This window comes from Streptomyces sp. NPDC055140, assembly GCF_053607285.1.
In genome coordinates, this window is the sequence record NZ_JBSGTG010000003.1 from 255983 (window position 1) to 276597 (window position 20615).

Sequence of the window (20615 nt, forward strand, 5' to 3'; positions counted from 1 at the left end):
GTACCACGGCGCGAGACGGGTCTTCGCTCAGCTGCTCGAGCCCCCACTGTCTGTGCTGGTGTCCGTGCTCTTGTCCTTGTCGGCGCTCTGATCAGCACTCTTGTCGCTGGACTTGTCGGCGCTCTTGTCCGCGCCCTTGCCGTCGCCGGCCGCCTTGTCGGCCGCGGACTGTGCCTTCTCGGCGCGCTGGAGGGCCGCCTCCAGCTTGTCCTGCGCGTCGGCGTAGGCGTGCAGGTCGCCCTTCTTCATGGCGGCCTGGCCGTCCTCGAAGGCCTTCTCCGCGTCCGCGAGGGCTTCCTTGACGGTGGAGTTCTCCGGTGGCGTCGTGGTGTCGCCACCGGGCTTCTCCGGCTCGGCCGGCTGCGCGCCGTCCACGCCGAACGCCTGGTTCAGGGCGTCCCCGAGGTTGTCGGAGAATCCGGTTCTGTCGCCGTAGGAGACCGCAACCTTGCGCAGCAGCGGGTACTCCGCGTTGCGACCCTGTGCGTAGATCGGCTCGACGTACAGGAAGCCCTTGTCGAGTGGCACCGTCAGCAGATTGCCGTACAGGACCGTCGAGTCGGCGCCCTTCATGTCGCGGACGAAGTTCGCCACGGACGACAGGGAGTTCAGCTTGTTCTGCACCTGTTCCGGGCCGTAGACCTTGTCCTCGGTGACCCGCAGCAGTCTTATCGTGCCGTAGTCCTTGCTGGTGGCATCGGCGTCGACCGCCATGAACGCGCGCAGGTTGGGGCGCCCGCTCGGGGTGAACGTCGTCGTCAGCGAGAACTGCTGGTCGCTCTGGCCCGGCATCTTCATGGACAGGTAGTACGGCGGGACCGCGCTGTTGTCCTTCTTCGTCGGGTCGTTCGGGACCTGCCACGCGTCGGACGCGTTGTAGAACTGGTCGGAGTCCGTGACGTGGTACAGGGACAGCAGCTCGCGCTGCACCTTGAACATGTCCTGCGGGTACCGCAGATGGTCCTTGAGCTCCTGCGGGATCGCGCTCTTGGGCTCGACCGTGCCGGGGAACGCCTTCTTCCAGGTCTTGAGGACCGGGTCCTTGTCGTCCCATGTGTACAGCTTCACCGTGCCGTCGTAGGCGTCGACGGTGGCCTTCACCGAGTTGCGGATGTAGTTGACCTGGTTCTGCTGGGCCACCACAGCGCGCTGGTTGTCACCCTCGTTGAGGGAGTCGGCCGTCGTGTCACCGAGCGTCGTACGGGACGCGTACGGGTATCCGTTCGACGTCGTATACGCGTCGACGACCCACTGGATCTTGCCCTTGACGATCGCCGGGTACGCGTCGCCGTCGATGGTCAGCCAGGGGGCGACCGCCTCGACGCGCTCCTTGGGCGTGCGGTTGTACAGGATCTTCGAGCCGTCGCCGATGGCTCCCGAGTACAGGATCTGCGGCTCGCTGAAGGACACCGCGTACGCGGCGCGGGTGATCGGGTTGGAGAGTCCGACGCCGCCCTTGCCGCTGTAGCTCGTGGTCTTCTGGGTGCCGTCGTCCTGCTCGTAGTCGAGCTCCTTCTGGGGCCCGCCGACGATCGAGTACTGGCGCGTCTTCTCGCCGTAGTAGATCCGCTGCTGGTACGAGCCCAGGCTGCCGCCGGCGGGCAGGCCCGACTCGGTGAACAGGGGTGCGCCCGGGGAGTCCGGGTCGGTCTGCGTGCCCTTGGCCGCGACCGCTCCGAAGCCGTGCGTGTAGGTGAAGTGGTCGTTGATCCAGTTCCGCTTCTCGACGCCCGCGAGGTTGAGCTCGCGCAGGCCGATGACGGTGTCCTGGCCCTTGTAGCGGTCGACGTCGAGGGTCTTCGGGAACTGGTAGTACTTCCGCTCCTGCTCCAGCTGCTGGAACGTCGGCGAGACCACGTTCGGATCGTTGACCCGGTAGCTGGCCGCCGAGTCGGCGTCCGTGCGCTGCTTCTTGGAGTCCTTGACCGTGCCCTTGCCGGTGTAGTCCACCGGGGACACCCCGGCGATCCCGTACGCCTTGCGGGTCGCCTCGATGTTCTTCTCGATGTACGGGGCTTCCTTGGACTGCTCGTTCGGCTGTACCTGGAACTTCTGGACGATGGCCGGGTACAGGCCGCCGATCAGGATCGCGGAGAGCACCATCAGGCCGAAGCCGATGACGGGCAGCTGCCAGGTGCGCCGCCACAGCGTCGCGAAGAACAGCACGGCGCAGATCACGGCGATGCAGAACAGGATGGTCTTGGCGGGCAGATACGCGTTCGCGTCGACGTACCGCAGGCCCGTCCAGTTGTCCGTGGCCTTGAAGTCGCTGGACTTCACCGCGAGCCCGTACCGGTCGAGCCAGTACGCGACCGCCTTGAGGGCCACGAACACGCCGAGCAGCACGGAGAGATGGCCGGTGGCCGCGGCGGTGGCGCGCGCGCCCGGGCTGGTGATCCGCAGCCCGCCGTACAGGTAGTGGGTCAGCGCGGCCGCGATCAGGGAGAGGATCGTCGCCGCGAAGCCGAAGCCGAGCAGGAACCGGTACCACGGCAGGTTGAACGCGTAGAAGGCCACGTCGAGGTGGAACTGGGGGTCCTTCTGGTGGAACGGCACGCCGTTCACCCACATCAGCCACGTACGCCACTGGGTGGCGGCGGAGGCGCCCGCGATGAGGCCGACCAGCGCCGTGATACCGACCAGCAGCCACTTCTTGTACGGCGCGATGCTCATGCGGTACCGGTCGAGGCTCTGCTGCTCCATCGACATGGCGCTCAGCGGGGGCCGCAGCCGGTGCGCGAGCCAGACGTTCAGTCCGACGGCGATCGCCATCAGCAGTCCGAAGACGAAGAACAGCCCGATCTTCGTCCACAGGGTGGTCGTGAAGACGGACGAGTAGTTGACCGATCGGTACCAGAGCCAGTCGGTCCAGAACCCTGCGAACATGACGAACACCATGCCCAGTGCGGCAAGGACGCCGAGCGTCATGAGCAGGGAACGGACTCGCCGGGACGGTCGGCCCACTCTCATCCGCGGCCCCGTCGGGCCTCCGCCGCGGTCCGGCATCTGGAAAGCCAAGGTGCGCACCTCGAAAAGTTCGAAATCGATCGGTCAGGCCCCCGTGATCGCGGACCCATCACCTATGCAACTTACTCACGCTTTACTCAGTTCCCGGTTCCGGGTACTAACGAGGCAGGATTGTGACCATGTCCAACACTCCCATGGCAGCCAGCCCGCTCACCCGGGCCGTACTCGAGATCGACGAGTACGCCTCCGGCCTCGGCTGGAACCAGCCCGCCCGCCTCTTCGCCCTCGTCGACACCGCCCGCCTGCGGGCTCAGGAACCCGGCCTCGCGGCCCAGCTCGGCCTGGACGGCGAGCAGGAGACCGCGGCCTTCACCCCGATCGAGCAGGACGAGGTGCCCGCAGACAAGCCGCTCGACGAGTTCCTCGGCACCATCGCCTGGCCCGACCCGGTCGTCGGCTGCGCTCTGACGGTGGAGCGGCTGATGCTGCCGCCGTCCGCGGAGGCGTCCGTTCCGGAGGGCCTCGGTGAGGCGGAGCTCGCCCGGTGGGTGGCGAAGCACCCGGGCCGTCAGGAGGTCCGGATGACGGTCGCGGTGCTGCGTGACGGTGCGCGCGAGTCGGCGCTGCGCCTGCGCGAGAAGGACTCCCCCACCGAGGTCCTCACCGGGTCGGACCTGGTCCCGGGCCTGGCCGAGGCTCTCGCGGCGACGTTCGCGGAGTAACACCCTCCCCGCACGAAAGGGGGCGCCGCACGGTGTGCGGCGCCCCCTTCATGAACGTCTTGTCACCCCTTGACCGTGCACTTCGGCAGGTCGGCGGTGTTGCCCGAACGGATGTCCTTGAGAGCGTTCATCGCGTCGTCGATGGTGTTGACCTTGACGAGGGTGAGTCCGCCCGGGACGTCCTTGGCCGCCTCGGCGCAGTTGTCCTTCGGGGTCAGGAAGTAGCGCGCGCCCTTGCCGCGGGCCCCGACGGTCTTCATCTGGATGCCTCCGATCGGGCCGACCTTGCCGTCGTCGTCGATGGTGCCCGTGCCGGCCACGAACTTGCCGCCGGTGAGGTCCTCGGGCGTCAGCTTGTCGACAATGCCGAGCGCGAACATCAGTCCGGCGCTGGGGCCGCCGACGTCGGCGAGCTTGATGTCGATGGCGAACGGGAACGTGTGATCGGTGCCGGCCTGGATGCCGACGATCGCGCGGCCGTCCTTGGCCTTTTCCGTGGTGACCGTGACGTTCCGCGTACGGGTGGCCTGCTTGCCCTCCTTCTCGGCGGCGGCCGCGTCCTTGACGGGCACGATCGTGAAGGAGACGTCCTCGCCCGGCTTGTGCTTGGTGACGAGCTTCGCGACGTCGGCCGGCTTCTCGACCTTGGCGCCGTCGACGGCCCTGATCACGTCACCGGCGTGCAGCCGTCCCTCGGAAGGGCTGCCCTTGATGACCGACTGAACGATCACCCAGGACCTCACGGGGATCTTCAGCTCGTTCAGGGCGGCGACCTTGGCGCTCTCCTGGGACTGGCTGAACTCCTCGGCGTTCTCCTGCGAGGACTGCTGCTCGGTCTTGCCGTCGGGGTAGAGCGTGGCGTGCGGCACGACGATGCTGTCGTGCGCGAGCCAGCCGTAGACCGCCGAGACGAGGTTCATGTTGTAGTCGGCGCTCGTGACCCGGACCGTCGTCATGTTGAGGTGACCGGTCGTCGGGTACGTCTTGCGGCCGGAGATCTGGAGCACCGGCTCGCCGTCGTGGTCCCCGAGCGTGTTGACCGTCGGTCCCGGGGTCATCTCCGCATACGGAACTTTGATGAGCACTCCCGCGCAGAGCAGCGCGATCAGCATCAGGGTCGAGGCGAGCATCGTCGCGGTGCGGCGTGGCATGGAACGACAGTACGGGACCGGTCTGTCAGTGCACCGCTGGGGCGTCCGTCCGGGACTCGACCCCGGGCAGCGAGCCGGCAGCCGGGGCGAGGGGATCCGTTTCCGTCCCGGTGTGTGTGCGTTCCATGGCCTCGCGGAAGCGGGCGTACCCGTTGAGTTCCGTCACGTCGCCGGTCCTGCGGTTCCGTGCGGCCCAAGTGCCCCACAAACCGGCGCCGACCCCTGCGACAAGCGGAATCAGCAGCCACAAGAGCGCTGCCATGCCGGACCTCCGACCCCATGAGCCACTACAACTGACTGATCAGCAGATTAACCATCCGCTGCGTCAACGCTCGCCGCAGGGGTGCGGTTACGCAACCGGAACCGCCCGAGTGGGCGAAGGCGGTGATCGTGGCCGGGGTCCGGGAGGTCAGCAGGCGCCGACCCACTCCTCGGTGCCGTCCGAGAACTTCTGGTGCTTCCAGATGGGCACCTCGTGCTTCAGGTCGTCGATCAGCTTGCGGCAGGCCTCGAAGGCCTCGCCGCGGTGCGGGCAGGACACGGCGACGACGACCGCGATGTCGCCGACCGCCAGATCGCCCACCCGGTGGACGGCCGCGAGCGCGCGCACCGGGAACTGGGCGACGACCTTCTCGGCGACGGTCCGCATCTCGGCCTCGGCGGAGGGGTGGCACGAGTACCCGAGCGCGTCGACGTCGGCGCCGCCGTCGTGATTGCGCACCGTCCCCACGAACAGCGCCGTACCGCCCGCCGCGTCCTCCCCGACGGCCCGGAACACCTCGTCCACGGACAAGGGCGTGTCTCGGATCGCGATGAGCCGGATAGGGTCCCGCGCCGACTGCTCTCCTGGGTGGTCGTTCGTGGTGCGTGCCATGAGGTCATCGTGCCGTACGCGGCCACCGGCACGGAATAGCGCTTTCCACCGGCACGCGCGCGTAGTGGGTTGGAGCCTCCTACAGGCGAGCCGGTCCGGGAGCCGGCCGGGGCCGGGCCGTCAGATCCTGCGCCTGGCCTTGCGGGCCCGGCGCACGACGGCGGCCGCGCCGAGCAGGGCGACGGTGGCTCCGGCCGCTCCGGCGGCGGTCGCGTCCTTGCGCCCGAGGCGGCGGCCCGCGACGGTGTGCCGTCCGGCGACCTCTTCGAGGAGTTCGGCGAGGACCTCCTCGTTGGTCCACTGGGGGCGCCATCCTGCGTCGTGCAGCCGGCTCACGCTGACGACCCAGGGGTACATCGTGTACGCGAGGTCGCCGGCGGGGGACGGGGTGAGCCCGATCCGGTGAAGCCTGGCCGCGGCGCCCAGGGCGACCGCCGAGGGCAGCTCCATGCGGCGGATCCCGCTGAGCTCCTCGACCTCCTCCTGCTCCAGCCAGCCGTCGCAGCCGACGGCGAGTTCCCCTTCGACCTTCTCCAGGACGGCGTACTCGAGGGCGCTGCACAGGTCCTCGACGTGGCAGAACTGCCAGGCGGGCCGGGATCCCGCCACGACGAGGAGCCGTGGCGACTCGAAGTACCTGGTCAGGGCGGTGTCAGTGCCACCGACGAGGGTGGCGGGCCGGACCACGGTCACATTGAGTCCCGGGTGGGCGCGCGGTGCGCGTCGGGCGAGCCGCTCGACCTCAAGGAGGTCGCCGACGCCGGTGGCCTCCGCGGTCGCCCGCAGTTCGGCGTCTTCGGAGAGCGGCAGTTCGTTGTCCTCGAGCGCTCCGTAGACCATCGCCGAGGTGCACAGGACTACACGGTGGACACCGGCGGCGGCCGCGGCGGTGAGCACCGTCTGGGTGCCACGCACGTTGTACGCCGTACGGGCGGCGGGGTCGGTCTCCAGGTCGAGGTCGAGCGCGAGGTGCACGACGACGTCCGCGCCGCGCAGCTTCTCGGCGATCGCCGGGTCGCGCACGTCAAGGATGTGCCAGGTCGCGGACGCGCACTCGCCGCGCCGCTCGTCGATGGCCAGGACCTGCTTGATCTCGTCGGATGCGGCGAGGCGCTCGGCAAGGAGCGCGCCAACGCCGGAGGCGGCACCGGTGACGGCGACGACGGGGCCACGCCCCCCGGAACTGGTCGAAGGGTTTCGCGCTGCGCGAACCTGTGGATCTGGGGAACTCACCGGGCGTCTCCAGCGGTTGTATTCAGTACGAACGTGTATGACGCGTACGTACCAGGAGGCATCCATCCTGCCGCAGGCCGTGAGTCGGCGGAGCACCGAGGCCCGATCGCGCCACGGTGTCTACGCTGGGTGTGTAGTCGGGCAAACGCCGCCGGGACAGAACCGGTGGCCTTACCAGCCGAGGAATCCCGTGAGTGACACCCCATTCGGATTCGGCCTTCCGCCGGAGGAGCCGGACGACGGCGACGAGGGCAAGAAGAAGGATCAGCAGGGCGGTGGCGGTCAGGGCCCTGCCAACCCCTTCGGTTTCGGAGGACTGCCCGGCGCGGGCGGCGGGGACAACCCGTTCGCCGCGATGTTCGGTTCCCTGAACCCCAATGACCTGGGAGCCGCCTTCCAGCAGCTCGGCCAGATGCTCTCTTACGAGGGCGGCCCGGTGAACTGGGAGATGGCCAAGGACATCGCCCGTCAGACGGTCTCCCAAGGCACCGCCGACGGCACCAAGGACGCGAGTGTCGGCCCCGCCGAGCGCTCGCAGGTCGAGGAAGCCGTGCGCCTCGCCGACCTGTGGCTCGACGACGCGACGTCGCTGCCGTCGGGCGCCGGGTCCGCGGTGGCGTGGAGCCGTGCCGAGTGGGTCGAGGCGACCCTCCCGGTGTGGAAGGAACTCGTCGACCCGGTCGCCGAGCGTGTCGGCCTGGCCATGGGCGACGTCCTTCCCGAGGAGATGCAGGCCATGGCCGGCCCGCTCATCGGAATGATGCGCTCCATGGGCGGCGCCATGTTCGGCTCGCAGATCGGGCAGGCCGTGGGCGTCCTCGCGGGCGAGGTCGTCGGCTCGACCGACATCGGTCTGCCGCTCGGCCCGGCCGGCAAGGCGGCGCTCCTGCCGGTGAACATCGAGGCGTTCGGCAAGGACCTCGGCATCCCCAAGGAGGAGGTGCGGCTCTACCTGGCGCTGCGCGAGGCCGCCCACCAGCGGCTCTTCTCGCACGTGCCGTGGTTGCGCTCGCACCTGTTCGGCGCGGTCGAGGGGTATGCGCGCGGCATCAAGGTCGACACGGCGAAGCTGGAGGACGCGGTCGGCCAGCTCGACCCGCAGAACCCGGAGCAGCTGCAGGAGGCCCTTCAGCAGGGCATGTTCCAGCCGGAGGACACTCCGGAGCAGAAGGCCGCCCTGGCCCGCCTGGAGACCGCTCTCGCGCTCGTCGAGGGCTGGGTCGACGCCGTGGTCCACGCGGCCGCGAAGCCGCGCCTGTCGTCGGCCGACGCGCTCCGCGAGACGCTGCGCCGCCGCCGGGCGACCGGTGGCCCCGCGGAGCAGACGTTCGCCACGCTGATCGGCCTGGAGCTGCGTCCGCGCCGTCTGCGGGACGCCTCGCGGCTGTGGGCCTCGCTGACGGACGCGCGCGGTGTGGACGGGCGCGACGGCCTGTGGGCGCACCCGGACATGCTGCCGACCGCCTCGGACCTCGACGACCCGGACGGCTTCGTGCACCGCGAGCAGCTGGACTTCTCCGAGATCGACAAGATGCTCGGCGAGGCGGCGCGCGGCGGTCTGGACAAGCCGAACCTCTCCAAGGAGGACGACTCCAAGGACGACGGTCCCGCGGACGGCTCCAAGGACGACTCCAAGGGCGACGAGGGCAAGTGACGCTGCACGACGACGCGGTCCTCGTACTGAAGGCCTACGAGGGCCAGCCCGAGCTGTGCCAGGCGTACCTGGACCACCTCTCGGCCCATCCCGAGGACGGCATGTGGAAGGCCTGCACGGACGGGCATCTGACGGCGAGCGCGCTGGTCGTCGACCCGTCCCGCGGGCGGGTGCTGCTGACGCTGCACAAGAAGCTCCAGATGTGGCTGCAGATGGGAGGCCACTGCGAGCCGGGTGACCTGACGCTCGCCGACGCCGCGCTGCGGGAGGCGACCGAGGAGTCCGGCATCCCTGGGCTTACGCTCCTGCCGGGCGGCCCCGTGCGGCTCGACCGGCATCCCATCCCGGGACCGTGCACGCGGCATCTCGACACGCAGTACGCGGCTCTCGCTCCCGCCGACGCGGTGGCCGCCATCAGTGACGAGTCGCTCGATCTGCGCTGGTTCCCGTACGACCAGGTCGCGGGAGTGGCGGACGAGTCCGTCGTGCGCCTGGTGGAGGCGACGCGCGCCCGACTGTGAGCGGGCATGTGTAAGGGGCGGCCACTGCGGTGGCCGCCCCTTACACATGACTCATGGTCACCCCTCGGGGGTCAGCTCCAGACGTTGCCCTGGTTCTGGCCGCGGGCACCCTGCTGGCCCATGCCGTACTGGGCGCCGAGGCCCTGGCCGATCACCGCGTTCTGCGGGGGCAGCAGCTCGCTGGGCTGCACGAGGGCGTAGCCCTGGCCCATGAAGCTGAGCTCCCAGCCCTCGCCCGTGTTGCCGCGGCGCCGCCACACTCCGGAGGAGTGCGTCTGGGCCTGCATCTGCACGCGCAGGCCGTTGGACCAGGCGACGACCGCGTCCGCGTCGGCGTTGACGTAACGGTCCGGGGTGACCTGGAGCATCAGCGGCTGCCCCGACGTCATCAGGGCGACCTTGCCGCGCCCGGTGATGTTGAGCTGGTACTTGCCGGAGCCGGAGATGCCGTACTGGCTGTCGACGGCGACGACCTGGTGGCTGAGCGAGGAGTCGAGCGCGAGGACGTAACTGCTGTCCACGGTCAGACCGTCCTGCTCGACCTCCACCACGTGGATGTACTGGGCGAGGTTGGCGAGGTAGACGGTGCCCTGCCCGTGGCAGCGCATCAGGTCGAGGCCCTCACCCGTGTTGGCGCGGGCGCGCCGCTGACCGGAGGTCTGGATCTCGCCGTCGAACTCGACAAGCCCCTGGTAGGCGACCATGGCGCCCTTGCGGGCGAGGATGTCGTCGTGGCCTTCCAGGGTGACCCGCAGCATCTGCGGGTTCTGGACGGCGTAGCGCTCCTGGGTCTGCAGCTCGGAGTGCGCGAAAAGCGGGCTCTGCATGGTGTTCCGTTCCCCCTCAGCCCCGGACTCGGAGGCGGTCGGTGCTGTCCTCACTGGGCTGTACGACGACGATGCCTTCCCCGGAGAAGCCCATCTGGTAGGCCTCGCCGCTGCCGCGCCCGATGAGCGAGCCGGCCTTGAAGCTGCGCTTGCCCTTCACCTTGAGGTTCGGGGACCAGGCGATCAGCGCGTCCGGGTCGACGTACGTCTCGTCCTCGCCCCGGCCGCAGTCGACGACGATCGGGGTGCCCCGGGACGTGAGAGCGACATAGCCCTGCCCGGAGATCTTGATGTTCCACAGGCCCTGGCCGGCGAACTTGGCGAGGCCCTTGACGCGCTCGACGCCCCACTGGAGGTGCGCGTCGAAGGCGAGCAGGTTCGTGCCGTTCACCGAGATCGAGTCGCCGCCGAGGTTGATGACGACGATCTCGGCGCCGTAGTCGGCGAGGTAGAGGATGCCGTCTCCGGTGGCCTTCATCAGGGGCGCGCCCTCGCCGGTGATCCAGTCGCGGGCGATCTGGCGGACGGCGGGCGGGTTGGGCTCGTACTGGACGAACCCTTCGTAGGCGACCATCGAGCCCACGCGCGCGAGGAGGTCGTTACCGGTCTGCATGGCGACCTTGAGCATGTTGGCGCCGTGGTTCTCCATGCGGGCGGCTACCGGGGTCGGGGCGTAGCCCGCGAGCGGCTGGTTCATGACGGGCTCCCTCAGACCTCGAACGGCTGGACGACGATGAAGTTCCCTGGCGCACCCCGGAACTGGAGGTTCACGCTCTCCCCGCTGTGTCCCGGGTAGGCGTTGTAGCGCATGCGCACCTGGCTGGACACGATCGCCTGCGCGGCGGCCGACCAGGCGACGACCGCGTTGCAGTCGGCGAACGTCGTCGGCGTCACGGGCAGCACGACGGGCGTGCCGTGCGTCTTGACGACGACCGTGCCCGTGCCCTGGAACTGCATGACGAACAGGGCGCCGCCGGGAATGCCGTGCCCCTCGATCCGGCGCACCTCGTGCTGGAGGCTCTCGTCGAACGCCAGCACGTTCTCCGCGGATACGCAGATCGCGTCGCCCTGGAGCTCGATGGGGTGCAGATGTGTGGCCTCTTCCGCGAGGAAGACCTGGCCGCGGCCGGTACAGCGCATCAGCTGCATCTCCTGGCCGGTCACGTTGCCCACGATCCGGCCGGCGAAGCCCGCGCCCTTGTAGCTGAACTCGACCTTGCCCTGGTAGAGCACCATGCTGCCCTGACGGGCGAGCACCGGCTGGTCACTGGCACCGAGGTCGACGCGGATCAGCTTCTTGTTCTGCAGGGTCCACCGCTGACCGGTGGGCGCCTCGCGGAACGCCGAGAGCGCGGCGGCAACACCGGGAGCACCTCCGCCCTGTGGCACACCCTGAGGTGCCCCGTACGGCGACGGAGCGCCCTGCTGACCGGGGAACTGACCGGGCGGCTGCTGCCCGTAGCCGGGAGGCGGGGTCGGCTGGCCGTAGCCTGGGGGCGGGGTCGGCGCCTGGGGCTGCTGCCCGTAGCCGGGAGGCGCGGTCGGCTGCCCGTAGCCCGGGGGCGCGGTCTGACCGGGCACCTGTCCGATGGGCGGCGCGTGCGGGGTGGGCGCGGCCGGCGGCTGCATGGTGCCGGGCGGTGTGGCCAGCGGCGCGATGATCGTCGGCGCGGCGTGCACCGACGGCGGGGCCGGGGCGGGCGCAGGCGGCGGCGTGGCTCCCTGCGGCGGCGCGTAGCCCTGCTGGGCGGGCGCGGGCGTCGCGGGCGCGCCGAACGCGGGTGGCGCCGTGGCCTGCGCGGGCGGCGCGAACGACGGCGCACCGGACTGCTGCTGCGGCGGCGCCGCAGCGGGCTCCTCCTCGGCGACCTCACCGCCGAAGTTCTTCAGCAGCGCGTCGAGTCCACCGTCGAACCCCTGCCCGACGGCCGCGAACCGCCAGACGTCCTTCAGGTAGAAGTCGCCCAGCATGACGGCACGTTCGGTCGAGAACTCCGTGCCGTTGAACGAATAGCGGGCGACCTCTTCGCCGCCCGCGACGATCCGTACGTATCCGGGGGCGATCTGCGACATCTGCCCCGCACCGTCGATCGTCGCGGTGAACGAGAGCTTCTGGATGTTCGCCGGGATCCGGTCGAGGGTGACGCGGAAGGACTCGCTGTCGCCGGCCTGCGCACCGAGGAGCTGAATCGACTCCTCGGGCGATTTCGGCTGGTTGAAGAAGACGAAATACCGGTCGTCCGAGAGCCGTTCGTCGGCGTCAAGACCGAAGCAGCTGATGTCGAAGGTCAGCCCGGGCCCCGTGATCTGCACACCTACGTACAGATCGGTGCCCGCGGTGAGGTCACTGATCCTGGCCTTGTGGCCGCGCTGGAATTCCCTGGCCATGCGTAACGACCGTCCCCCATCCCGAAGGTGAATACGTCGCGTCAGGCTAACCGCTAACGCTGACAGCGGCGGCAGCCGGTACAGCCCTGGTACACAACGGGCACGTGACGGGCGGAATCAGCGAAGGGGCGACGGACGGTCACCCCTCTGCGGTCACTCTTCGCGAGCGGCCGGCAGGTGCGGCAGCCGGTCGGCCGCGACGACACCCTCGAGATAGCCCCGCGCCCGCTCCGTGCGCGGATACGCCTCGAGGAGACGCCAGAACCGCGGCCCGTGCCCCGGCACCAGCAGATGCGCCAACTCGTGTACGAGTACGTAGTCGACGACGTACTCCGGCATGCCCTGCAGCCGGTGCGACAGCCGGATGCTGCCCTCGGACGGCGTGCACGATCCCCAACGCGTGTTCTGATTCGTCACCCAGCGCACGGACGTTGGGCGGGCCCGGCCCTCGAAACACTGCTCGGACAGCCGCTCCGCCCGCTCGGCGAGCTCCGCGTCCCCCAGGACCCGCTTGCTCTCCTGCGCGGCCAGCTTGTCGAGCATGACGTTGACCCAGCGCTTCTCCTCGGCCTCCGACATGCGGGCCGGAATGAGGACGACGGTCCGGTCACCCTCGCGATAGGCGGAGACCGTCCGGCGCCGCCGGGCGCTTCTGCGGACCTCTACCGCGCTCGCCCTCGGGCCGCTCGGCGGCGGGCTGGTCGTGCTGCGCTGCGTGTTCGTGGCACGGTGCAGTGGGTCGGCGGGCACGCCCCGACGTTACCCGCTGCACATAGCGGAAGTCCCGACTCCGGGAGTCTTCGGTGCGGCCCCGCACCCCTCCCGCGCGATTTATACGACTAACACCCACCCTCTGTGGATAACTTTTCACACGGATTCCCCCCGCCGTGCATCCTGGCAATCGACCGAGACACCACCCGAATTCCGGACCACGGTCACGTCACCAACTTCACCAACCTCATCAACTTGACCGCCCTCATCAACTTGACCGCCAGAGCGAGAACACAGGCACATCACGGGGGAACAGATGGGCACTTCACCGCCGACAGCCATGCATCCGATCCTGAAACCCGCGCTGCGACGCGGCTGGCGCGACCTCAATACCGTCCAGTTCGGCGTGGCACCCGCTCACGCCGTCGTACTCGGCCCGGTCGACACCGCGACCGGCACCTTCCTCACCCTCCTCGACGGAACCCGCGGCGTGCCCGGTCTGCGCGACGAAGGCCGCCGGATGGGACTGCCCGACGGTCATGTCGACGCCCTGCTCCACCGGCTGACCAGGGCCGGACTGCTCGACGACGCCACCGGCGGCGGCCCGGCATTCGACGCGCTCCGCAAGCGCCAAGAAGTCCTCGACCGACTCCGCCCCGACCTCGCGGCCCTCACCGTCCTGTCCCCCGAACCAGCTGCGGGAGCAAGGAAGTTGGCGGCCCGCCGCAGCATGCGGATCCAGGTCCGGGGAACCGGCCGCGTCGGGACCGTCATCGCGTCCGTCCTGTCCGCCGCCGGCGTCGGCCACGTCGACGTGCGCGACGGAGGCTGCGTCGAACCGTGGGACGTCGCGCCGGGCGGACTCCCCGTCGAATCCGTCGGAGAACGCCGCGACACGGCCGCGTACCGAGCCGCACGCAAGGCCGCACCCGACCGCCCACCCCGCCCCGACCGCCGCTCCGGCCCGCCCCCGTCCCAAGCCCAGCCCCATTCCCCCTCAGAGATCCAAGCCCTGCCCCCAGCCGAGGAACCGGCCCTCTCCCTCGTGATCATCGCCCCGCGCGACGGTCTGTCCGCCCACACCCCCGACCCTCTGGCCGCCGAAGAACTCATCGCCTCGGGCACGCCCCACCTCTACGCCGGAGTGGTCGAGGCCACCGGAGTCGTGGGCCCCTTGGTACTGCCCGGCGGCACCGCCTGCGCCGGCTGCCTCTCGCTGGACCGCACGGACCGCGACCCGACCTGGCCGCGGCTGCTCGCCCAATGGCGTTCCGGACGTCAACTCCAGGTACCCGCATGCGACCTGGCGCTCGCCACGGCCGTCGCCGGACTCACGGCCGCACACGCACTGGCCTTCCTCGACGGCGAACTGCCGTCCAGCACCGGCGCGCGCTGGGAGGCGTCGGCCCCCGGACTCGACTGGCATGCCCGCCCGGTATGGGCGCATCCGGACTGCTCATGCGGAGCAGGTGGGAGAAGTAAGGGGGAGCAGACCTCCAAGGGTGGAGAGCAGCACGACACAATGGCCGGGTAACCGCCGCTGGCGGCACGGCAGGCTGGGACTTGGAGGGGCGCATGTCTGATCTTCCCCGGAAGGCGGTAACCCGTACCGCCAAACTGGCCGCGCTGCCACTCGGCTTCGCCGGGCGCGCGACCTGGGGCCTCGGCAAACGCATCGGCGGGAAGTCGGCCGAGATCGTCGGGCGGGAACTGCAACAGCGCACGGCGGACCAGCTCTTCAAGGTTCTCGGTGAGCTCAAGGGCGGCGCCATGAAGTTCGGGCAGGCCATGTCCGTCTTCGAATCCGCCCTCCCCGAGGAGGTCGCAGGCCCGTACCGCGCCGCGCTGACCAAACTCCAGGAAGCCGCGCCCCCGATGCCCACCAGGACGGTCCACGCCGTCCTCGCGGAACGGCTCGGCGACGACTGGCTGGAGAACTTCCTGGAGTTCGAGGACAAGCCCGCGGCAGCCGCGTCGATAGGGCAGGTCCACCGCGCCATCTGGCACGACGGCCGCGAGGTCGCCGTCAAGGTGCAGTACCCGGGAGCCGGCGAGGCCCTGCTCTCCGACCTGAACCAACTCGGCCGCTTCGCCCGCCTCCTCGGCCCCCTGATCCCCGGCATGGACATCAAGCCGCTCATCACAGAACTACGCGACCGCGTGTCCGAGGAACTCGACTACGGGCTGGAGGCACAGGCCCAGCGGGCCTGCGCCGAAGAGTTCGCCGACGATCCCGATGTGCACGTACCCGACGTGGTGCACCAGTGCGACCAGGTCCTCATCACCGAATGGATAGACGGAACCCCGCTCTCCGAGGTGATCATCGACGGCACCGACGAACAACGGGACCGGGCAGGACAGCTCCTCGCCCGCTTCCTGTTCTCGGGCCCGGCCCGCACCCGCCTGCTCCACGCCGATCCGCACCCGGGAAACTTCCGACTGCTGCCCGACGAGAAGAACGGCTGGCAACTGGGAGTCCTCGACTTCGGCACCGTGGACAGGCTCCCCGGCGGCCTCCCCGAAACCATCGGCACCTCACTGCGTATGACTCTGGCGGGCAACGCGGAAGCGGTCTACGAACTGCTGCGCACAGAGGGATTCGTCAAGGAGACGATCGACCTCGAACCCGACGCGGTGCTCGAGTACCTGCTGCCGATCATCGAGCCGGCCCTGGTCGACGAGTTCACCTTCACCCGCGGCTGGATGCGCAGCCAGGCCGCACGCATCGCCGACCTCCGCTCCCCCGCCCACCAGCTCGGCAAGCAGCTGAACCTGCCGCCCTCCTACCTCCTGATACATCGCGTGACCCTCAGCACCATCGGAGTCCTGTGCCAACTCGGCGCGACGGTACGGCTACGGGACGAACTGGAGAAGTGGCTACCGGGTTTCCTGGCGGCGGACGAGGAGCCGGTTGACGAGACGGCAGGCGCCAAGGCTCACGGCACGATCGAGGGCGCGACCAGCAGCACAACCGACGACGTGGTCGAGGGCACGGCCGTCGGCACGGTCGAAGACATAGCCGCGGAAGCAGCCGCGAGCGCGGGGACAACCGAGGGCGCCTCGGCTGCTGAGGCGTGATCAAAAATTGGGGGCGGGGCGGGGTGGGGAGGGGGCCGGGGGGGGGGAGGGAAGCCCCCAAGGAATGTCTGGCGGAAGCTCACCACCACTCCGAATCGAGCCGCCCCTCAATAGCCCGCAGGTTCTCTCGGGCGCAGCGGTCGCAGTAGTGCCGGCCGGTCCCGTTCTCCACTGAGTAGGTCCAGGTCGGCGGGGTGCCCTGGGCAGTGGTGCCGCACAGGGCGCACACGATGGGGTCGGGCTCGGGCTCGGGTCGCTGCGCTGAGTAGCCGTCAGGATGAGACGTCACGTGGTGACGATATCTCCGTCTTCCGAGGGTGTGGCGCAACGCACCGCGGGGGCCGGTCCGTTGTGGATCGGCCCCCGCGGGTTGGGTCACTGCATGACCGCCATGGCGAGCGCTCGGCGGGCGCGCAGTGATGCGCGCTCGGCGCGGCGCTGCATCCGGCGGGCCGTTGCCAGGCGCAGTGCGCGGCGTTCGGCCTCGGCGGAGCGCAGCTGCTCGTGCATATGCGCACGAGCCAGCGCTTCTGGGATGAGTTGCATCTCTCGGGTCCTGTTCTGGCGCGAGTCGTTCGCGTCGGTGGTGGTGAAGTCTGGGGTTGCAGAGCCGGTGGGCTCGCTGGTGGACGGCTTCATCGGGGCCTGCTTCTGGGGGTCGTGCGTCAGGGGGCGGTCGATCGTTCCTCGTGCGTTCATGCCGCGACCGGGTTCTTGCGCGGGCGGCCACGGGGCCGCTTCCGGGCTACGACGACGCCCTGGACGAACAGTTCGCCGCCCCAGACGCCCCAGGGCTCACGCCGCTCCTTGGCGCCGGCGAGGCAGGCCTCGACGAGCGGGCAGGTGCGGCAGAGGGACTTGGCGTACTCGACGTCCGCCGGCGACTCCGCGAAGAAGACCTCGGGGTCGTAGGCACGGCAGGGGACGGGTACGCCGAGGTTCTCGATGGCGTCGTCGAGCGCGGTGAGCGCAGTCAGGGGGTTCAAGGTGGAGTCCTCCGTGAGACCGGGCGGGGGGAGAGTGTCTGAAGGCGGTACTGACGGGGCGTGCGCTTCGAGTTGCACGGTGTTGTCTTCCTCGTCTGGTCGTTCCGGCCTGTGGGCCGGGTGGCGGTGGTACCGGGTCTTTTCTTGTCCCGAGGCCCCTTCGTTCTGTTGTCCCGTGCGGGCAAAACAGAAGGGCCGCGGATCCCGGGTGGGGTTCCGCGGCCCTGAAGGCGCCGGCCTGATCGAAGATCAGGCTGGATCACTCCAGGGTTCGAGCCCACGGAAGGCCCACATCGTGTGGTGGTGCGTCGTCTGCTTCCGGGATCCGGCACCGGCCGCCGCAAAGGCATAGGCCTGGGCCTGTGCCGTTGCTACTGCTTCCGGTGCCTTGGTCGGTCGCTCATTGCTCTCGCGGACGGGAAGGTCGGCGAGGGACAGGAAGGACTCCGGACGGGCGGCGGGAATGCCGGACGCACCGGTGCCCAGGTTCGAGAAACCGAGCAGGCAGGAAGCGACGACCGAGCGATCGGTCATTTTGGCGGTGCTGATGAAGCTGGCGTTGATGCTGATCACTGGAATTCGCCTCCTCTCGGCGTCTCTGGGACCGGTGTGAACCGGTCCGACGGCTTTAGTACAGCACGGAACCAGTGCCTCGGAGAAGAGGCGCTGTTCCCGTGCTTAAGAACCTATGGGGATTGCTGGGGCATGCGCAAACTATTTTTTCGACGAGTTTGCATCAGCCGTCCTCGTCGACTCCCCCAACGCCCGCATCTGGGGCCCCACCTGCGCAGATGGTGAGCACGTCGGTGCCGAACCGGTTGAGCTTGCGCATGCCGACGCCGGGGATGCGGGCGAGTTGGGCCGCGTCTTCGGGCATGGCTTCGGCGATGGCGACGAGGGTCTTGTCGGTGAAGACGCAGAAGGCGGGCTGTCCGAGCTGTTGTGCCTGGTCGGCGCGCCAGTCGCGGAGTCGCTCGTAGAGGCCCTCGTCCATGTCGGAGGGGCAGTCCTCGCAGCGCATGAGTTTCATCTCGCCGGCGTCGGTGAGGGTGCGTCCGCAGACGTGGCAGCGGGCGACGGTTCGGGCGGTGCGGCGTCGGACGGGGCCGGTGGTGGTGCGGGGCGTCGTCGGTGTGCCGTGTTCGATGCCGCCTTGTCCGGTGCTCGTGTTGCGGGCCGTTGCTCCTGAGGTGCCTGGCCGGATGCCGTCGAGGAAGCGGCTGGGGCGGCGGTTGGGGCGGCCGCCGGGTGAGCGGGAGAGGGCCCAGGACAGGCTGAGGTGGTGGCGGGCCCGGGTGACGCCGACGTAGAGGAGACGGCGTTCTTCCTCGATCTGTTCGTCGGTCTTGGCGTACGTGATCGGCATCATGCCTTCGGCGAGGCCGACGAGGAAGACGGCGTCCCATTCGAGGCCCTTGGCGGCGTGCAGGGAGGCGAGGGTGACGCCTTCGACGGTGGGTGCGTGCTGGGCGGCGGCGCGTTCGTCGAGTTCGGTGACGAGGTCGGTGAGGGTCGCGGTGGGTTTGGCGCGGGCGAAGTCTTCGGCGAGGCGTACGAGGGCGGCGAGGGATTCCCAGCGTTCGCGGACTGCTCCGGAGCCATCGGGGGGTTGGCTGGTCCAGCCTTCGCCGGAGAGGACGGCGCGGACCTGGGAGGGCAGGTCGACGGCGTCGTCGAGGAGGGAGTCGTTGTTTCCGAAGCGGGCGGCGCTGCGGAGGGCGTGGCCGGCTTTGCGTACTTCTGCGCGTTCGAAGAAGCGTTCTGCGCCGCGGAGCTGGTAGGGGATGCCTGCGTCGGCGAGGGCTTGCTCGTAGATCTCGGACTGTCCGTTGGTGCGGAACAGGATGGCGATCTCGCCGGCGGAGACGCCGTTGTCGATGAGGGCGCGGATGCGGCGGGCGGTGCCTTCGGCTTCGGTGGGTTCGTCGGCGTAGTCGGTGTAGGCGGGTTCTGGTCCTCGGTCCCGTTGGGAGATGAGTTCGAGGCGGTGTTCGGCGGCGCGGCCTCGGGCGTGGGAGAGGAGGGTGTTGGCGAGGTGGACGACCTGGGGCGTGGAGCGGTAGTCGCGGACGAGTTTGACGACGGTGGCGCCGGGGTGGCGGGTGCGGAAGTTGAGGAGGTGGTCGGGGGTGGCGCCGGTGAAGGAGTAGATGGTCTGGCTGGCGTCGCCGACGACGCAGAGGTTGTCGCGGTCGCCGAGCCAGAGTTCGAGGAGTCGCTGTTGGAGGGGGCTGACGTCCTGGTATTCGTCGACCACGAAGTGCTGGTACTGGGAGCGGACCTGTTCGGCGATGTCGTGGCGGTCTTGGAGGATGCCGACGGTGAGCAGGAGGACGTCTTCGAAGTCGATGAGGGTGCGATCGCGCTTGAGCGTTTCGTAGGTGGCGTAGATCTGGGCGGTCTCGGCGTTGTTGCGGGGGGTGAGGCGTCCGGTCTTGGCGGCTGCTGCGGCGTAGTCGGCGGGGACGGTCTGGGTGACTTTGGACCACTCGATTTCGGCCGTGACGTCGCGGAGCTCGCCGCGCTCGAGGCGGATGCGGCAGGCGGCGGCCGCGTCGGCGACGAGTTGGATCTTGCGGTCGACGATGCGGGGCAGCTCGCCGCCGACTGCTTTGGGCCAGAAGAACTGGAGCTGGCGCAGGGCTGCGGCGTGGAAGGTGCGCGCCTGGACTCCGCCGGCGCCGAGGTGGCGGAGGCGGCCGCGCATTTCGCCTGCTGCGCGGTTGGTGAAGGTGACGGCGAGGATGCTGTTGGGCTGGAGGATGCCCGAGCGGACGCCGTAGGCGATGCGGTGGGTGATGGCGCGGGTCTTGCCTGTGCCCGCGCCGGCGAGGACGCACACCGGTCCGTGCAGGGCGGTGGCGACGGCGCGCTGTTCGGGGTCGAGCCCGTCGAGCACCGCGTCGGCCGTGTCCGGAACCTGCGGGAAGAGGGTGGAGTGCGTTGCTGCTGTCACCCCGCCATGCTGCCAGGTCGGTGGGGGCGGGTGCGTCGCGTTGTCCACAGGGGGCGGGTGCAGTCGTATTAATGCGGTGCGTGTCACGTCTGCGGTTGTGATGGGCGTCATGCGCGGGCGGGGGTGGGGGGCTCGGGCGGGGGTCGGGAATGGTGGCCGGGTCGCTTACGTTCGACTCAGTGCGAATAAGCATTCCGAGCCGTGAAGGAGCATGAGGAATATGCCGGGGACTGTGACGATGTACAGCACGACGTGGTGCGGCTACTGCCGTCGGCTGAAGGGCCAGATGGACCGCGAGGGCATCGAGTACAACGAGGTCAACATCGAGCACGACCCGGATTCGGCGGCGTTCGTCGAGAAGGCGAACGGCGGAAACCAGACGGTTCCGACCGTTCAGATCGTCCCCGCGAGCGGTGGGGCCGAGGTCATCATGACGAACCCGAGCCTTGCGCAGGTCAAGCAGGCGCTCGGTGGCGCCGCCTGATCGCTCCGTACGTACAGACTGGCCCCTGCTTCGGCGGGGGTCTTCTGCGTTCCTGGTCACTTC

20 protein-coding genes are annotated in these 20615 nt (G+C 69.4%); 6 read left to right on the forward strand and 14 right to left on the reverse strand.

What is annotated here, in order from left to right:
- Nucleotides 1–27: 27 nt before the first annotated feature.
- Nucleotides 28–3006 (reverse strand): UPF0182 family membrane protein, encoded by a 2979-nt coding sequence (locus ACWFR4_RS08860; RefSeq protein ID WP_453651860.1) that lies wholly within the window; start codon nucleotides 3004–3006, stop codon nucleotides 28–30.
- 140 nt (nucleotides 3007–3146) lie between these two features.
- On the opposite strand from ACWFR4_RS08860, the gene ACWFR4_RS08865 reads away from it, so the two are divergent.
- Nucleotides 3147–3689 (forward strand): PPA1309 family protein, encoded by a 543-nt coding sequence (locus tag ACWFR4_RS08865; RefSeq protein WP_453465658.1) that lies wholly within the window; start codon nucleotides 3147–3149, stop codon nucleotides 3687–3689.
- A 62-nt stretch (nucleotides 3690–3751) separates the two neighbouring features.
- Here the strand turns inward: ACWFR4_RS08865 and ACWFR4_RS08870 are convergent, their stop codons facing one another.
- The 4 genes from ACWFR4_RS08870 to ACWFR4_RS08885 form a co-directional block, all read right to left on the reverse strand.
- On the reverse strand, nucleotides 3752–4840 hold the full coding sequence (locus ACWFR4_RS08870; RefSeq protein ID WP_453651647.1) for a YlbL family protein: 1089 nt from the start codon (nucleotides 4838–4840) through the stop codon (nucleotides 3752–3754).
- Between the two features lie 25 nt (nucleotides 4841–4865).
- A complete protein-coding gene (locus ACWFR4_RS08875; RefSeq protein ID WP_453651649.1) occupies nucleotides 4866–5102 on the reverse strand; it encodes a hypothetical protein in 237 nt (78 codons plus the stop codon).
- A 147-nt stretch (nucleotides 5103–5249) separates the two neighbouring features.
- A complete protein-coding gene (locus ACWFR4_RS08880; RefSeq protein ID WP_453465662.1) occupies nucleotides 5250–5714 on the reverse strand; it encodes a molybdenum cofactor biosynthesis protein MoaE in 465 nt (154 codons plus the stop codon).
- A gap of 120 nt (nucleotides 5715–5834) precedes the next feature.
- Nucleotides 5835–6947 (reverse strand): SDR family oxidoreductase, encoded by a 1113-nt coding sequence (locus ACWFR4_RS08885; protein ID WP_376257990.1) that lies wholly within the window; start codon nucleotides 6945–6947, stop codon nucleotides 5835–5837.
- Between the two features lie 190 nt (nucleotides 6948–7137).
- Between ACWFR4_RS08885 and ACWFR4_RS08890 the strand changes: the two genes are divergently transcribed.
- Nucleotides 7138–8601 carry a zinc-dependent metalloprotease gene (locus ACWFR4_RS08890; protein WP_453651651.1) on the forward strand — a complete coding sequence of 488 codons (1464 nt, stop codon included), beginning with the start codon at nucleotides 7138–7140 and terminating at the stop codon, nucleotides 8599–8601.
- Nucleotides 8598–9122: an NUDIX hydrolase gene (locus ACWFR4_RS08895; RefSeq protein WP_453651653.1), complete on the forward strand. Its 525-nt coding sequence runs from the start codon at nucleotides 8598–8600 to the stop codon at nucleotides 9120–9122. Before ACWFR4_RS08890 ends, ACWFR4_RS08895 begins: the two co-directional genes overlap by 4 nt.
- 71 nt (nucleotides 9123–9193) lie before the next feature.
- Here ACWFR4_RS08895 and ACWFR4_RS08900 read toward each other — a convergent pair whose 3' ends face one another.
- From ACWFR4_RS08900 to ACWFR4_RS08915, 4 genes are all read right to left on the reverse strand, one after another.
- Nucleotides 9194–9949, reverse strand: coding sequence for an AIM24 family protein (locus tag ACWFR4_RS08900; RefSeq protein WP_453465668.1), 756 nt, complete (start codon nucleotides 9947–9949; stop codon nucleotides 9194–9196).
- A gap of 16 nt (nucleotides 9950–9965) precedes the next feature.
- Nucleotides 9966–10646: an AIM24 family protein gene (locus tag ACWFR4_RS08905; protein WP_266673918.1), complete on the reverse strand. Its 681-nt coding sequence runs from the start codon at nucleotides 10644–10646 to the stop codon at nucleotides 9966–9968.
- 11 nt (nucleotides 10647–10657) lie between these two features.
- Nucleotides 10658–12337, reverse strand: coding sequence for a TerD family protein (locus ACWFR4_RS08910; RefSeq protein WP_453465670.1), 1680 nt, complete (start codon nucleotides 12335–12337; stop codon nucleotides 10658–10660).
- A 153-nt stretch (nucleotides 12338–12490) separates the two neighbouring features.
- Nucleotides 12491–13087, reverse strand: a complete 597-nt coding sequence (locus tag ACWFR4_RS08915) for a M48 metallopeptidase family protein (RefSeq protein ID WP_116510229.1) — start codon at nucleotides 13085–13087, stop codon at nucleotides 12491–12493.
- Nucleotides 13088–13388: 301 nt separating this feature from the next.
- Between ACWFR4_RS08915 and ACWFR4_RS08920 the strand changes: the two genes are divergently transcribed.
- Nucleotides 13389–14582: a ThiF family adenylyltransferase gene (locus tag ACWFR4_RS08920; RefSeq protein WP_453651655.1), complete on the forward strand. Its 1194-nt coding sequence runs from the start codon at nucleotides 13389–13391 to the stop codon at nucleotides 14580–14582.
- A 41-nt stretch (nucleotides 14583–14623) separates the two neighbouring features.
- Complete coding sequence (locus tag ACWFR4_RS08925) at nucleotides 14624–16126, forward strand: ABC1 kinase family protein (RefSeq protein WP_453651657.1); 1503 nt, start codon at nucleotides 14624–14626, stop codon at nucleotides 16124–16126.
- Between the two features lie 79 nt (nucleotides 16127–16205).
- On the opposite strand, the gene ACWFR4_RS08930 is transcribed toward ACWFR4_RS08925, so the two are convergent.
- From ACWFR4_RS08930 to ACWFR4_RS08950, 5 genes are all read right to left on the reverse strand, one after another.
- Complete coding sequence (locus ACWFR4_RS08930; protein ID WP_453651659.1) at nucleotides 16206–16415, reverse strand: hypothetical protein; 210 nt, start codon at nucleotides 16413–16415, stop codon at nucleotides 16206–16208.
- A gap of 86 nt (nucleotides 16416–16501) precedes the next feature.
- Nucleotides 16502–16825, reverse strand: a complete 324-nt coding sequence (locus ACWFR4_RS08935; RefSeq protein WP_116510236.1) for a hypothetical protein — start codon at nucleotides 16823–16825, stop codon at nucleotides 16502–16504.
- Nucleotides 16822–17190: a WhiB family transcriptional regulator gene (locus ACWFR4_RS08940; RefSeq protein ID WP_266560352.1), complete on the reverse strand. Its 369-nt coding sequence runs from the start codon at nucleotides 17188–17190 to the stop codon at nucleotides 16822–16824. The genes ACWFR4_RS08935 and ACWFR4_RS08940 overlap by 4 nt, the downstream gene beginning before the upstream one ends.
- A gap of 171 nt (nucleotides 17191–17361) precedes the next feature.
- A complete protein-coding gene (locus ACWFR4_RS08945; protein WP_100596669.1) occupies nucleotides 17362–17685 on the reverse strand; it encodes a hypothetical protein in 324 nt (107 codons plus the stop codon).
- Between the two features lie 163 nt (nucleotides 17686–17848).
- Nucleotides 17849–20068 (reverse strand): ATP-dependent DNA helicase UvrD2, encoded by a 2220-nt coding sequence (locus tag ACWFR4_RS08950; protein ID WP_453651661.1) that lies wholly within the window; start codon nucleotides 20066–20068, stop codon nucleotides 17849–17851.
- Nucleotides 20069–20288: 220 nt separating this feature from the next.
- Here ACWFR4_RS08950 and ACWFR4_RS08955 point away from each other — a divergent pair, with 220 nt between their 5' ends.
- Complete coding sequence (locus ACWFR4_RS08955; protein WP_453462974.1) at nucleotides 20289–20552, forward strand: mycoredoxin; 264 nt, start codon at nucleotides 20289–20291, stop codon at nucleotides 20550–20552.
- The last annotated feature ends 63 nt before the right edge of the window (nucleotides 20553–20615 follow it).

Excerpts from the sequence above, each read along its gene's own strand:
- ACWFR4_RS08875 (WP_453651649.1), bottom strand. The coding sequence starts at position 5,102 with ATGGCAGCGCTCTTGTGGCTGCTGATTCCGCTTGTCGCAGGGGTCGGC.
- ACWFR4_RS08920 (WP_453651655.1), top strand. The coding sequence starts at position 13,389 with ATGCATCCGATCCTGAAACCCGCGCTGCGACGCGGCTGGCGCGACCTC.
- ACWFR4_RS08955 (WP_453462974.1), top strand. The coding sequence starts at position 20,289 with ATGCCGGGGACTGTGACGATGTACAGCACGACGTGGTGCGGCTACTGC.
- ACWFR4_RS08910 (WP_453465670.1), bottom strand. The coding sequence starts at position 12,337 with ATGGCCAGGGAATTCCAGCGCGGCCACAAGGCCAGGATCAGTGACCTC.
- ACWFR4_RS08900 (WP_453465668.1), bottom strand. The coding sequence starts at position 9,949 with ATGCAGAGCCCGCTTTTCGCGCACTCCGAGCTGCAGACCCAGGAGCGC.
- ACWFR4_RS08925 (WP_453651657.1), top strand. The coding sequence starts at position 14,624 with ATGTCTGATCTTCCCCGGAAGGCGGTAACCCGTACCGCCAAACTGGCC.
- ACWFR4_RS08880 (WP_453465662.1), bottom strand. The coding sequence starts at position 5,714 with ATGGCACGCACCACGAACGACCACCCAGGAGAGCAGTCGGCGCGGGAC.
- ACWFR4_RS08905 (WP_266673918.1), bottom strand. The coding sequence starts at position 10,646 with ATGAACCAGCCGCTCGCGGGCTACGCCCCGACCCCGGTAGCCGCCCGC.
- ACWFR4_RS08865 (WP_453465658.1), top strand. The coding sequence starts at position 3,147 with ATGTCCAACACTCCCATGGCAGCCAGCCCGCTCACCCGGGCCGTACTC.
- ACWFR4_RS08935 (WP_116510236.1), bottom strand. The coding sequence starts at position 16,825 with ATGAACGCACGAGGAACGATCGACCGCCCCCTGACGCACGACCCCCAG.
- ACWFR4_RS08860 (WP_453651860.1), bottom strand. The coding sequence starts at position 3,006 with ATGCCGGACCGCGGCGGAGGCCCGACGGGGCCGCGGATGAGAGTGGGC.
- ACWFR4_RS08870 (WP_453651647.1), bottom strand. The coding sequence starts at position 4,840 with ATGCCACGCCGCACCGCGACGATGCTCGCCTCGACCCTGATGCTGATC.